Source organism: Prosthecobacter sp. GW821-HT29F12, assembly GCF_058803405.1.
This window is the reverse complement of sequence record NZ_CM179517.1, coordinates 4,052,658-4,066,421: the sequence shown is the minus strand read 5'-3', so window position 1 is coordinate 4,066,421 and position 13,764 is coordinate 4,052,658. Positions and strand designations below refer to the sequence as shown.

7 protein-coding genes are annotated in these 13,764 nt (G+C 59.0%); 4 read left to right on the top strand and 3 right to left on the bottom strand.

The genetic code is table 11. The features are described 5' to 3' along the window. Positions 1 to 1,272 (bottom strand): DUF1552 domain-containing protein, encoded by a 1,272-nt coding sequence (locus tag AC3RLQ_RS16675; protein ID WP_493029812.1) that lies wholly within the window; start codon positions 1,270 to 1,272, stop codon positions 1 to 3. A gap of 63 nt (positions 1,273 to 1,335) precedes the next feature. Continuing rightward, positions 1,336 to 2,658 carry an alpha/beta hydrolase family protein gene (locus tag AC3RLQ_RS16670; protein WP_493029811.1) on the bottom strand — a complete coding sequence of 441 codons (1,323 nt, stop codon included), beginning with the start codon at positions 2,656 to 2,658 and terminating at the stop codon, positions 1,336 to 1,338. A 110-nt stretch (positions 2,659 to 2,768) separates the two neighbouring features. Here AC3RLQ_RS16670 and AC3RLQ_RS16665 point away from each other — a divergent pair, with 110 nt between their 5' ends. The 4 genes from AC3RLQ_RS16665 to AC3RLQ_RS16650 all read left to right on the top strand — a co-directional run bounded on the left by AC3RLQ_RS16665 (position 2,769) and on the right by AC3RLQ_RS16650 (position 12,945). After that, positions 2,769 to 3,557, top strand: a complete 789-nt coding sequence (locus AC3RLQ_RS16665) for a 3-keto-disaccharide hydrolase (RefSeq protein ID WP_493029810.1) — start codon at positions 2,769 to 2,771, stop codon at positions 3,555 to 3,557. Positions 3,558 to 3,569: 12 nt separating this feature from the next. Beyond that, positions 3,570 to 5,069 (top strand): sulfatase family protein, encoded by a 1,500-nt coding sequence (locus tag AC3RLQ_RS16660; RefSeq protein ID WP_493029809.1) that lies wholly within the window; start codon positions 3,570 to 3,572, stop codon positions 5,067 to 5,069. Between the two features lie 89 nt (positions 5,070 to 5,158). Continuing rightward, positions 5,159 to 9,634: a PVC-type heme-binding CxxCH protein gene (locus AC3RLQ_RS16655; RefSeq protein ID WP_493029808.1), complete on the top strand. Its 4,476-nt coding sequence runs from the start codon at positions 5,159 to 5,161 to the stop codon at positions 9,632 to 9,634. 122 nt (positions 9,635 to 9,756) lie between these two features. Next, positions 9,757 to 12,945 carry a PVC-type heme-binding CxxCH protein gene (locus tag AC3RLQ_RS16650; protein WP_493029807.1) on the top strand — a complete coding sequence of 1,063 codons (3,189 nt, stop codon included), beginning with the start codon at positions 9,757 to 9,759 and terminating at the stop codon, positions 12,943 to 12,945. 20 nt (positions 12,946 to 12,965) lie between these two features. Here AC3RLQ_RS16650 and AC3RLQ_RS16645 read toward each other — a convergent pair whose 3' ends face one another. Further along, positions 12,966 to 13,757, bottom strand: coding sequence for an SWIM zinc finger family protein (locus AC3RLQ_RS16645; RefSeq protein WP_493029806.1), 792 nt, complete (start codon positions 13,755 to 13,757; stop codon positions 12,966 to 12,968). Positions 13,758 to 13,764 lie beyond the last annotated feature (7 nt).

The following is a 13,764-nucleotide window of genomic DNA, read 5'->3' as shown; positions in this document are numbered from 1 at the left end:
TCACGCGAAACGCCCGGTGCTGTTGCCAAAGGAATCCGTTTCCACGCCCATCTTCTGCGCGATGTCCACGAAGAGATTGCAAAGCGGCACCTTGTTGATGCCCTCACGCGGCACTTCGCGGAATTCGCCGTGCTTGTAGCCGCCGCCCGCGAGGATGATTGGCAGGTCGGAGTTCTTGTGTGAATTGCCATCGCCCATGCCGCTGCCGAAGAGCACCGTGGTGGAGTCCAGCAGGGTGCGTTCGCCATCATTCATCTTCGAGAGCCGCGTGATGAATTTGCCCAAGTGCTCGATCTGATACTTCTCCAGCGTGATGAGGCTCGCGATGGCTTCCGGGTCATTGCCGTGGTGAGAGAGGCCGTGCCAGTCTTTCTTGATGCCGAGATGCTGCGGCATGAAGTCACCGCCGATTTCCAGCGTGGCGATGCGAGTGCTGTCCGTCTGCAGGGCCAGCGCGATCAGCTCATACAGAATCGGCAGGTCTTCCACGGCGTTGTGATTCGCGGGCTTGTCAAAAGGGGCCTTGGGCTTCGGCTGGCTGACCCAGCGCTGACGCAATTCCAAGCGCTTCTCCACGTCGCGCACGGAAGTGAGATACTCATCCAGCTTGTCCTTGTCCTCCTTGTTCACGCGTTTGGAGAGGCGGTTGGCCTCGTCCATCACGGAGTCGAGAATGGATGACTGCACCCGGTTTTCCTGCACCCGGCGCGCCTGACGTTCCTTGGAGTCACTGACGAAAAGCTTCTCAAACAACTGCGACGGATTCGTGACGGGAGGGACACGCACGCCCGACTTCGTCCATGCGATCTGGCAGCCGCCGTGAATGCCGCCTTCCGAGCCGACGGTCAGCGAAGGAAACCGCGTCTCGAAGCCGATCTCGTCCGCGAGATACTGATCGATGGTCACATTGCCATCCGGGCGGTTTTGCGCCTCGGAGTTCAGCACGCCGGAAAGAAACGAGTGCACCGCGAAGTGCCCGCCTTTCACGCCATGGTCCAGGCCACGAAAGACCGTCATCTGGCTGCGATTTTCCCACAGCGGCTCCAGCAGCGCGGTTTTCTCATAGTCGCGGCCCTTGGTGGTCGGAAAGAGCTGCTTCGTCTGATAGCCCAGCAGATTGCCTATGGCCACAAATCGACGCGCTCCAGCACCTGCTCCCTTGGCGGTCTGGATGGCGGAATTTCCACCCACAGTGCCAGCCATGAGTGAAGGGAGACCTGGCAGGGCGAGGGAGGTGCCCAGAGATTGGAGAATGAAACGGCGTCTGTTCATGATTTGGGGGTCTGACTACTACGTAGCCAGAACACCCCGAGTTGCAGCAGGAAACACGCCCTTTTACTCGGATTTCAGCCCCACCGTGTTGACCGCGATCACGCGATATTGGTGCTTTTTACCTGCCTCAGGCTGTTTGTCGGTGAAACGCATCTCGACCAAGGGGTTTGTGGGGGTGTCGCTGTATTGCAGGCCTTGGAATACCGGACGGCCAAAGGGATTCTTCGGCTGCTCCGGCACGGTGCCGATCTCTTTGCCATCGCGCTCGATGATGAAATGGGCCAGACCGCTTTCGAGATCGGCTTTTGCCTTCCAGGTAAGCACGTTGTCTTTCACCTGCAGCCCAGTTGGCGCAGGCGGCGGGGTGGTGTCGGGGACGGTGGTGTCTTTGACATAGACCTCCCAGTCCTTGGCGACCGCCTCATTCGGCAGCCAGACGGCCTTGTCTTTTTCGCCCGTAAACTTGGCAGCAGGCACGGCTTCAGTGCCCAGCAGCGCAGCAAGCCAGGCGTTTTTCGTCGGCATCGGTTTCAGCGCGCCGCCGTTCTTTTCAGGCAGTCTTGCGGTGAGGCAGGCATCCAGCCAGCGGATGGTGAAATAGCGCTGATTGCCGCACTCATGCGTGGTCAGTGGGTCCACTGACACGCCGATGAGACCACCCTTCGCACGCACGGCGGTGAAGAACGTTTCGTTCGAAGCCCAGGCTCCGGCAAAGCGCCCTTCCTTGACCGTCACACCTTCCTTGGTGCCCAGATTGCACATGATCGGCACCCCAGCGACTGCTTCAGACAGAGTGTAGATCTTGATCGTGGGCCGGGCCGGATTGGCCTCCAGCATCGGCACGCCTGAGCGCAAGCACGCCGCCGCCACACGCTCAGGGTGCAGCAAAGTCATGCCTCCCGCCCAATGACCGCCACCACTGTGCCCCCACAGCGCCCAAGGCACCTTGGCAAGTTCGGGATGCCCGGACTTCGCGCCGAGATCAGAAAGCGCCTTCTGAAACGCCGCATCCGATCCATTGCGCGGATCACACCACATCTGGCAGTCTGCCTTCTCCGGCTGCTCATAGGAGGGGGCCAGCAGGGCGCATTCATGCTTTCTGGCCAGCGCCTGCCAGTGCAGGTCATAGGCACCGGTGAGACCAGATTTGCATGAACCTTCACCACAACCGTGCTGATGCACGATCACCCCGCGCAGGGATTTCACACCTGGCGGCACCCACACAGTGTAATTGACCGGAAAGATCAATTCCCCCGGCTGGGTGGAGGCCTCATAACGCACGCGGTAGTAGGGCGGATCAGCCGCAGGAAAAACATCATAGGGTGGCTGCTGCGCAGACAACGAAGCTGTCAGCACGAAAAAAGAGAGAAGGGCAAGGGATCGCATGGAAGCAAACCAACAGGGAATGAAGTGAAAAAGTTGCAAGCGAGACGAGAAATCACTGTGCAGCGCCCGTTCTTCCTGCCCCGCCCGATCCAATTTCCCACCCACGACTCATGAGACCTGCAGCACTTCTATCCCTGTTCATTTTCGCCGCCGCTGCTTCCGCTGAGGACGGCTTCACCTCCTTGTTCAATGGCAAAGACCTCACCGGCTGGGATGGCGATCCCAAACTCTGGAAGGTGGAAAACGGCGAGGTCATCGGCACCTGCACCGGGCCAGATGCCATGCCAAACAACTCCTTCCTCATCTGGCGCGGCGGCCAGGTGAAAGACTTCGAACTGCACGCCATCGTGCGCGTCGAGGGCGACAACAACTCCGGCATTCAATACCGCAGCCGCGAGCTGCCGGAGGTCGCCCCTTGGGTCATCACCGGCTATCAGATCGACATCCATCCCGCCACCGAACACACCGGCATGACTTATGAAGAAAAGGGACGTGGCATCTTCGGCCTCAATGGCACCAACGTCACGCTCGATCCCGCCGGCGCGCTGTGGAAGCTCTCCACGCACGAACCGGTGAAGGTCGATGTCTCGCAGTGGAACGAGTACACCATCATCGCACGCGGAAACCACTTGGTGCACAAGATCAACGGCAAGACCACCTCTGAGCTCACCGACTACGATGAGAAGAAGCGCGCCCTTTCAGGTCTGCTGGCCATTCAGCTGCATCGTGGCAATCCGAACAGCGTGCACATCAAAGACCTGCGACTCAAAGTGCTCGAAGTCACAGAACCTTCGACCTTTGATCCCGCAAAACTTCCTGCCGGTGCTGTGAAGATCGAGAAGCCGCGCACGAAGAGCCCGCAAGGCACCGGGCCTGTCGTGCCGCCGACGAAGAAGTGAACCGCACGCTTTATGAAACGCCTGCTCGCTCTCATCCTTCTTTCGTCACTCTCCATGAGTGCTCCGTTATTTGCCGCGGAGCCTCCCAACATCATCCTGATGATGGGTGATGACCACGGCTGGGAGGAGACAGGATACAACGGCCATCCCCATGTGAAAACGCCGGTGCTCGATGACATGGCCGCGACATGTTTTCGCTTCGAAAACTTCTACGCCGCACATCCGAGCTGTTCGCCCACACGCGCCAGTTTCATGACGGGCCGTCACCCGAACCGCATGGGCACCTTCAATCCCGGCTTCTCGATCCGGCCGGAGGAGATCACCATCGCTCAGATCCTCGCCAAAGCCGGCTACCACTGCGGCCACTTCGGCAAATGGCATCTCGGTCCGGTCAAAGCTTCTTCACCAACGAGCCCTGGTGCCATGGGATTTCATGAGTGGGTCTCGCACGATAATTTCTTCGAGTTGAATCCGTCCCTCTCACGCAATGGTGGGCCGCCGGAGGTCATCAAGGGCGAGAGTTCCGACATCGTCATCGACGAGGCCATCAAGTTCATCGACCGCGCCAGCAAGAACCAGAAGCCCTTTTTCACCGTGGTGTGGTTTGGGTCACCGCATGAGCCTTACAGCGGGCTGCCGGAGGATCTGGCGCTGTATGATGATCTGCCGGCCAAGTACAAAGACAAAAAGGTCAAGCTCACCTCGAATGAAACCGGCGGCCCGACCACACGCCCGCAGGGTGAAGTGTTGCGCGAACGATATGCCGAAATCACGGCGATGGACCGCTCCATCGGCACGCTGAGAAAGCATCTCGCCGCCAGCGGCCTGCGCGACAACACACTGCTCTTTTACTGCGGCGACAACGGCACTTCTCCAGATGCCTCGCTCGTTCTGCCGCATCGCGGTGTGAAAGGTCAGGTCTATGAAGGCGGCGTACTCGTCCCCGGCCTCATCGAATGGCCCGCGCGCATTCCGCAGCCGCGCAGCACGAAAGTCCGCGCCACCACCAGCGATCTCCTGCCCACGCTCTGCGCCCTTACCGGCCAGCCGCTGCCGGACCGCCCAATCGATGGCACCGACCTTCTGCCTGCGATTGATGGAAAAATGACTGAGCGCCCCAAACCGCTGTGGGTCTGGCAATTCGATGCCGCCCATCTTAAAAAGAGCGAGCCCTACATCGCGCCCGCACTTCAAGAAGGCACCACGCCCCTTGCCAAGAAGGCAGGCGGCAAAGCCACACGCGACTTCAGCAATTTTCGCCATACCACCATCACCGACGCCGATTACCTCGGCCCACGTGCGATCATCGACGGCCATTACAAACTGGTAGTGCATGAGCAGAAGAAGGGCGGGGCAGTGAAACAAGAGCTTTTCGATCTCGCCACAGATCCTGCTGAAAAGACCAGCGTTTTTGATCAACAGCCCGACATCGCCAAAAAGCTGCAATCCGAACTTCACGACTGGCAGCAGTCCGTGCTGCACAGCCTCACCGGTGCGGACTATCGCCAGTAGGGATATTGCCCGTCTCCAAAATTTATTGTCCGGTTTCGCTCCCCGCCGCGAGATACCACACCGCAATCCCACGTTTGCTCCCACCTGTTATGACCAACCCAGCCGCTTTTCTCTTCACCCTCTTCTCGCTCGCGACCTTCGCGAGCGCCGCACCACTCGTCTATGAAGGCACCGAAGGGCCAGGCAAAGGGAAACACATTGTCTTCCTCGCAGGGGATCATGAATACCGCTCTGAAGAGTCGCTGCCGGCCATCGCGCGTCTGCTGGCGAAGCATCAGGGGTTCAAGTGCACGGTGCTTTTCGACATCGACAAGGAAGGGGACATTGTAGCGGGCGAAGTTGCCAACATGCCGGGCATGGAGGCGCTGGACACGGCCGATCTCGCGGTGGTCTTCCTGCGCTTTCAGCAGTTCCCGGCGGAGCAGATGAAACACTTTGACGCCTACCTCGCCCGAGGCTGTCCGGTGGTCGGGCTGCGCACGGCCACGCATGGCTTCAAGACGACGAAGGATGATCCTTACGCGAAGTATTCCTTTGATAGCAAGGTCAGCGGCTATGAGCTGGGCTTTGGCCATCAGGTACTCGGGCAGACCTGGGTGGGCCACTACGGCACCAATCACAAGCAGAGCACGCGCATCGCCATCGTGCCGGACAAGGCCGCGCACCCGATTCTGCGTGGTGTGAAGGACATCTGGGTGCAGGCAGGCGGCTATGTGGGCAAACCGACGGATGGCGAGATTTTGACGATGGCCCAGCCGCTGAACGGCATGACGCAAGATTCTCCTGCGGATGCCACCAAGCCGCCAATGCCCAGCGAATGGACGCGCACCTACAAGTCTGCCTCCGGCAAAACAGGCCGCGTTTTCACCACGCTGTACGGCACATCGGAAGACATCACGAATGAAGGCTATCGCCGTATGATCGTGAACGGCATCTTCTGGGCGCTGGGCATGGAGGATGCGATCAAGCCGGACCTCGATGTTTCTTTCGTCGGCCCTTTCAAGCCGAACACCTTTGGCGGCGGTGCCTATGCCCATGGCGTCAAACCCGAAATGTATGCGGGCTTCACATCGCAGATTCCAGCGAACAACGACACGAAGCGCACCGTCAATAAATCAAAGCCAGAAGAAAAGCCGGCGACGAAAGCCGATGCCGCCGCCGCTAAAGTCTCACTCACCACGGGCAAGCCTGCACGCTACGTCCGCGTCGAACTTCCCGGAGACAAACGCACGTTGACGCTGGCTGAAGTTGAAGTCATGAGCGGTGGCAAGAATGTCGCCAAAGGCGGAAAGGCCACCCAGTCCACCACGGCAGGCGGCCCGGCGGAACGTGCGCTGGATGGCAACAAAGACCGCGACTGGGGCAAGGGCGGACAGACACACACCAAGGAGAACCTGCCAAACACCTGGTGGGAAGTGGATCTGGGCGCAGATTTTGCAGTGGATTCGGTGGGCATCTGGAACCGCACGGGTTTTGAATTCCGCCTCGATGGCTTCACGCTGAAACTGCTAGATGCAGGGCGGAAGGAAGTCTTCGTGATCAGCAATGTGTCCGCGCCAGAGTCAATGGTGATCGATGTGAAGAGCGGCGGCAAGACGAACTACCTGACCTATGACGGCAAGCCGGGCAAGCCTGCGCAGAAGAGGTCCGGCGGTGGCGGCGCTGCTCCTGTGAAAGAACCTGAACTGGCCGATGTGCCTGCAGATTACAAAGACCCTGCGCCTTTCGCCTTTGGCAAAGGTGATGTCGTCGCAATCCTCGGCAATGGCCTGCCTGACCGCATGCAGCACGATGGCTGGGTCGAAACGCTGCTGCAAAGCCAGCTTCCTGATCTGCAGGTGCACTTCCGCAACATGAGCACCAGCGGCGACCGCCCGAACAACTACCCGCGCAGCAGCGGTGCCACGCACATGACGGACTACCTGCGCCATGTGAAGGCAGATGTCGTGTTCGGCTTCTTCGGCTACAACGAATCCTACGACAACAAGCCGGAGGAGTTTCAGAAGCAGCTCGTCGAGTTCGTGAAGAAGACCCGCGGTAGCAAGGCGAACGGCAAGTCCTTCCCGCGCATCGTGCTCTTCAGTCCCATCGCGCATGAAGACACGCACAACGTGAACGTGCCGGACGGCAAGGCGCACAATGCCCAGCTCGAAGCCTATACGAAGGCCACTGAGGCAGCGGCAAAGGAAGCAGGCGTTGCGTTTGTGGACCTGTATCATCCTTCACTGGAGCTGTTCAAGGCCGCCAAGGAGCCTCTCACCATCAACGGCGTGCATCTCTCCATCGAGGGAGATCGACAGCTCGCGGAATTCATCGCCAAGGCGCTGCTCGGCAAGCAGGTGAGTGCCTCACCTTCCATGGAACCGCTGCGCGAGGCCGTGATGGACAAGGAACTGCACTGGTACAACCGCTACCATGCCTCCGACGGCAACGACGTCTGGGGCAGCCGCTCCACGCTGAGCTTTACCAATGGACAGACCAACGCCGTCGTGCTGCAGCATGAGCTTTCCATGCTCGACGTCATGACCGCGAACCGCGACGAGCGCGTGTGGGCCCGCATCACCGGTGGCGACAAAAAAATCGACGACAGCAACGTGCCGAAACCCGTGCCCGTCATCTCCAACGTGGGAGGCGGCAGCAAGAGCAGCAGCGCGCAGAAGGAAGGCATCCTGAAATACATCAGCGGTGAAGAGGCCATCAAACACATGGCGGTGAAAAAAGGCTTCGAGGTTCATCTGTTCGCTGATGAATCGCGCTTCCCGCAGATCGCCAACCCGGTGCAGATGCAGTTTGATTCAAAAGGCCGTCTCTGGGTTGCCGCATGGCCGACCTATCCGAAGTGGGAACCGCTGAAGGAAATGAACGATGCTCTCGTCATTCTTCACGACGACAACAACGACGGCAGCGCTGATCGTGCCACGGAATTTGCCCGTGTGCAAAATCCGCTCGGCTTCGAGTTCTGGAACGGCGGTGTGCTCGTCACCCGCCAGTCGGAGATCCTCTTCCTCAAGGACACCGATGGGGACGACAAAGCGGACGTGCAGACGATCATGCTCATGGGACTCGACAGCTCAGACTCACACCACGGCGCAAACAATCTCATCTACGGTCCCGACGGTGGTCTCTACTGGCAGAGCGGTGTGTTCATGCAGCACAACCACGAACATCCCTGGGGCCCTTCGCTGAACACCGGAGCCTCCGCCATGTATCGCTTCGATCCGCGCCGCTTCACCATCGCCAAGCATGCGGACAATTCGCCGAACCCGCACGGCACCTCGTTTGATTCCTGGGGCTACCAGTACGCCACCGACGGCACCGGCGGCCGCGCCTATCAGGTGCGCCCCGAAGGCAACGGTTTCAAAATGTATGAACTGCTGAAGAAAGAAGTGCGCCCCGTCACTGCCTGTGAGGTCGTCAGCAGCACGCACTTCCCTGAGGCCATGCAGGGAGACTTCCTCATCTGCAACGTCATCGGCTTCCTCGGCGTGAAGCACTACCATCTCGAGCGTGATGCCGACAAGGGCACCGTTTGGGGAGAACCCGCAGGCGACGAACTCACCGTAAAAGTCACACAGGCCGATGGCACCGTCACCGAAGAGACCTCACGCGGCTTCCTCATGAGCGGAGACAAAAACTTCCGCCCCAGCGATGCCGTCTTTGCACCCGATGGCTCGCTCTACCTGAGCGACTGGCACAACGTCATCATCGGCCACATGCAGCACAACGTGCGCGATCCCAACCGCGACCACAAGCATGGCCGCATCTACCGCATCACCGCCACGGGCCGCCCGCTGCAAAAGATCGTTCCAATCGACGGCCAGCCGATTCCCGCGCTGCTGGAAAACCTCAAACATCCCACCGATGGTGTGCGCCACCGCGCCCACATCGAGCTTAGTGAGCGTGACACCAAGGAGGTCATCGCCGCCACGCAGGCCTGGATGAAGCAGTTTGATCCGAACAAGAAGGAAGACGCGCATCATCTCCTCGAAGCACTGTGGATTCATCAGCAGCACAATGTTCGCAATATCGAGCTTCTCGGCCAGTTGCAGAAGTCGCCTGAGTTGCACGCACGCAATGCCGCCAACGTCGTGCAGCATCTCTGGTTCAACGTCGAAGCCTCCATGCATGGCGGTGTCATCGCCGCTGAAGTGGAAGAGAAGGCGAAAAAATCAGGCGTCCTCAGCGACACGCCGGAACTCACCACCATCCGCGTGGCCACACTGCCCGAGCGCATGATGTATGACGTGAAGGAGCTCAACGTGAAAGCCGGCAAGAAGGTGAAGCTCACCTTTGCCAATCCCGACTTCATGCCGCACAACATCCTCCTGGTGAATCCCGGCAAGGTGGATGAAATCGCCATCAAAGCCATGGCACTTGGTGCCAAAGGCTTCGACACCGGCTTCATCCCCGAAAGCCCCGACATCCTCTGGCACAGCAAGCTGCTCGACCACGGCAAAGAAGAAGTCATCGAGTTCACCGCGCCCGCCAAGCCCGGCGACTACCCCTACATGTGCTCCTTCCCCGGCCATTACCTCATCATGCGCGGTGTGATGCACGTGAAGTAAACCATTCGTGAATTTACACATCAGGCTCTCTTCTTGAGAGCCTTGCAGCCAGCATCCTTCGTTGTCCGGTTTTGCTCCGAAATGTGAGGTGAATCCGTGCGTTCATTCAAGCCTTCCACCCTATGATCAAGCCCGCCGCTCTCCTTCTTACACTGGCGACTCTCGCTTACGCTGCTGATGCGCCGAAAACGCCGGCTCGCAAACCAGCCATGGCGATCAACCCGCTGGATGCAAAGAACACAGACACGGGCAAGCCTGCACCACCTGAAGACCCGGCGCTGGCGAAGTATTACATGGAGGAAAAAACCGCACCGCTGCCACCGGTGACAGCGGCCGTGGATACAGCGCTACCGCTTGCTCTGGCGAAGGGCGATCACGTCGTGTTCATCGGCAACACCCTGTTTGATCGCGGCGCTCAGTTTCCGCATTTCGAGGCAATGCTGCTGAAGGAGCACTCAGACAAGCAGCTCGTGGTGCGTACGCTGGCGTGGTCGGCTGATGAGGTGGATCTGATGCCGCGTCCGACAAACTTCGGCACGCTGAACCAGCACCTGTTTGCGCAGAAGGCGGATGTGATCTTCGCGGCGTTTGGATTTAATGAATCGTTCGGCGGGCTGGAGAAGCTGCCGGATTTCAAACTGCGGCTCACGGCGTTGGTGCAGGAGCTGAAGACGCATGCCTACAACGGCAAGACGGCGCCGCATGTGGTGCTGGTGTCGCCCATTGCCAATGAGAACGTGACCGGCGTCCCGGCGGCGGACATGAACAACGCACGGCTTGCCGCCTACACCAAGGCGATGGGTGAAGTGGCTGCAGCGGAGAAAGTGGGGTTCGCCAACGTGTTTGACCCTATGCTGCCAGCGATGAAGGGCCTCACCTTCAACGGCGTTCATCTGGAGGATAAGGGTTACGCGGTGTTTGGCGACGCGCTTTACCGCGCCACCTTCGATGTCAGCGCCCCAGAAACCACGCCCGAACTGCGTGCGGCCATCGCGGACAAGAACCGCCAGTTTTTCCAGCGCTACCGTCCGTTAAACGGCTTCTACTACACCGGCGACCGCAACAAGGACTATGGCTACCTTGATTTCCTCCCGGCGATGCGGAGCTTTGATGTCATGGTGGCGAATCGCGACCAACGCATCTGGGCCATCGCACAGGGAAAGAGCTTCGCCGGTAAAAAAGTCGATGACTCCAATGTCCCTGCCATGCCCGAGACAAAGGAGAGCAAAGGCGCAAACGAATGGATGACGCCGACGAATGAACTCGCCGCTTTCAAAGTTGATCCCCGCTTTGAAGTAAACCTGTTCGCCAGCGAAGAGCAGTTCCCCGAAATTGCGAACCCCATTCAAATTCGCTGGGACACACAGGGCCGCATGTGGGTGAGCACTTCGCAGGCCTACCCGCATCTCTACCCCGGTCAGGAACCCAAGGACCGCCTCATCATTCTCGAAGACACGAACAACGATGGCCGGGCCGACAAATCAACCGTGTGGGCAAACAACCTGCACATCCCGCTGGCCTTCGAATTTGGCGACGGCGGTGTCTATGTTTCCGATGAACCACATCTCACCTTCCTCAAAGACACGGATGGCGATGGCAAGGCGGACTTCAGCCGCCAGGTGTTCACCGGTTTCGGCACGGAGGACTCCCACCACGCACTGCATGATTTTGTGTGGAGCCCGGATGGCGATCTCATCATCCGCGATTCGATTTTCCTCCACTCCCAAATTGAAACTGCCTACGGCCCCGTGCGCCTCGACAACTCCGGCTGGTTCCGTCTGCGCACCGACACGCAAAAGCTCAGCACCTTTGGCAGCTACCCGAGCACCAATCCCTGGGGCGTGACCTTCGACGACTGGGGCCATCACATGGCCAGCCATCCCATCTTCGCCAGCGCCTTCCACGCCACGAATCCGCCCTACCCCGAGCAGCATCCCGGCGCCGGAAAAATGCCCGCCTACTCCGGCACCTGCGGCCAGGAGTTTGTCGATTTCGATTTCTGGCCCGAGGAACTTCACGGCGGCTTCATCAAGGCGCGCTACAAACCCACGAACAACATTGAGATGCATCAATGGATCGAGATGGACGACCACTATGAGGAAAAGAAACTCGGCGATCTCATCTTCTCCACCAACCTCAGCTTCATCCCCACCGATGTGAAAGCCGGCCCGCGTGGCGACTTCTACATCTGCGACTGGTACAACCCCATCAAAGGCCATGCACAGTACTCGCTGCGTGACCCACGCCGCCTGCGCACCAGCGGCCGCATCTGGCGCATCGTGCCGAAGGGAGTAAAGCTCGCCGAACCACCCACAGTGGCCGGTGCACCGATTCCCGCACTGCTGGATCTTCTAAAGAGCCCGCACTACCGCTGGCGCTATCAGGCCAAGCGCGAGTTGCATGAACGCTACGCCGCTGAGGTCAAAACCGCGTTGGATGCCTGGGTGGCAAAGCTAGTCCCCAAGGACGCACGCTTCCGTCATCATCAGCTCGAAGCCCTGTGGACCTACCGCACCCTCAGCACAGAAAACACAGCCTTGCTCAAAGAACTGCTCAACTGCGACGAACATCACGCACGCGCTGCCGCGACAACTCAACTGCGTTACGTCGATCTGCCGGATCGCATCGCGCAACTGCAGGCCCGCGCCAATGACGACAATGGGCTCGTGCGCATGGAAGCCGTCATCGCCGCAAGCTACATCGGTACGCAGGACGCGCTGGATGCCGTGCTCGGTGTTCTCGACAAACCCATGGGCGAACACCTGACCTACGCCGTCCGCACAGCGCTCGGCAGCGAGGCGCTCTCGCGGCACTGGAAAGACAAGGAGAACGAGAAGATTGCCGCATTTATGGAAGCCTTCGCCGCCGCCTACAAACGCGGTCCTTTCGAGAAGAAAAAGACCGTCGAAGAAACAGCTTTCGACAAACAACCCGGTGTCGCCAAAATCACCATCAACTGCGTGCGCGAACGCATGCTCTTCGACAAAACCGAATTCAACGTGAAGCCCGGCCAGCCGGTGAGCCTCGTCTTCAACAATCCCGACGCCACAGCCCACAACCTCGCCATCTGCCAGCCCGGCAGCGTGGAAGAAATCGGACTCGCTGGCAACGAGATGGCCAAAGACCCGGAAGGCATCAAAAAGGATTTCATCCCACTGACGGACAAAATTCTGCACCACACCAAGCTGCTCAATCCCAACACCACTGAAACCCTGCGCTTCACCGCACCAAAATCACCCGGAGACTACCCTTACCTCTGCACCTTCCCCGGCCACTGGGTGATCATGCGCGGAGTCATGCATGTGAAGTGAAGGAGGGTCCTCTTCTATCGTCAGCTTTTCTTCGCCTTTTTTGCTGCTTTCTTAACTGCCTTTTTCTTCGTGGATTGCTTTTGGGCAGGTGGAGGCGCTTCAATCGCGATATCTGCGCTCAGATCGATTCCAAAGATCGCAGAGAGATCGACACCAGCTAGATCACCTTCAGAGGCGGATAGATCGGTGATAGCGGCGCTACTCGCATTGGAGAGCAACTCGGCTTGATCCACGCCACGCAGGGTGAAGAGCAGCTCCGGTCTCGTGTCGAGCAGCACTCCGACTCCGTAGAGCACGGCGGAGACATGCTTGCACATGTCCGCATGGTCGGGACAGGAGCAGATGAAGCGAATCTCTTTTGGCTTCGGAAACAAGCCTTCGTCGGGATCGGTGAGCACCTTCATCAAGCCATCTCCGAGTTTTCCCGCGAGCAAATCCAGCATGGAGCCGATCTGCCCAGCGCTCGATTTCACGATCTGCTGCCACTGCTTCTTTGGCAGCGGTTGGATGGTGATGCTCGTGTCATAAAGTTCTGATCCCGCCACCACCGCGCTGAGCTTGCCTGATTCGATCTGCAGGTCGTACACCTTACCCTGTCGCAGGTAGCTGCGTCCACGCGGAAGCCGCGACTCATAGTCCTGATACGACTCCAGATTGCGGCACCAGGACTGCCCCCAGAATGTCGTGCTCAGTTTTTTCTGTCCCGCTGGAGCCGGCAGTACTTCAAATTTTTCCCCACGCTTCTTTCGCTTCGCGATCTCGCGCTGCACCTGTTTTTTTTGTTCTTCGACATCTTGGTAGGACCACCACATGGAGTTT

Excerpts from the sequence above, each read along its gene's own strand:
- AC3RLQ_RS16675 (WP_493029812.1), bottom strand. The coding sequence starts at position 1,272 with ATGAACAGACGCCGTTTCATTCTCCAATCTCTGGGCACCTCCCTCGCC.
- AC3RLQ_RS16670 (WP_493029811.1), bottom strand. The coding sequence starts at position 2,658 with ATGCGATCCCTTGCCCTTCTCTCTTTTTTCGTGCTGACAGCTTCGTTG.
- AC3RLQ_RS16665 (WP_493029810.1), top strand. The coding sequence starts at position 2,769 with ATGAGACCTGCAGCACTTCTATCCCTGTTCATTTTCGCCGCCGCTGCT.
- AC3RLQ_RS16660 (WP_493029809.1), top strand. The coding sequence starts at position 3,570 with ATGAAACGCCTGCTCGCTCTCATCCTTCTTTCGTCACTCTCCATGAGT.
- AC3RLQ_RS16655 (WP_493029808.1), top strand. The coding sequence starts at position 5,159 with ATGACCAACCCAGCCGCTTTTCTCTTCACCCTCTTCTCGCTCGCGACC.
- AC3RLQ_RS16650 (WP_493029807.1), top strand. The coding sequence starts at position 9,757 with ATGATCAAGCCCGCCGCTCTCCTTCTTACACTGGCGACTCTCGCTTAC.
- AC3RLQ_RS16645 (WP_493029806.1), bottom strand. The coding sequence starts at position 13,757 with ATGTGGTGGTCCTACCAAGATGTCGAAGAACAAAAAAAACAGGTGCAG.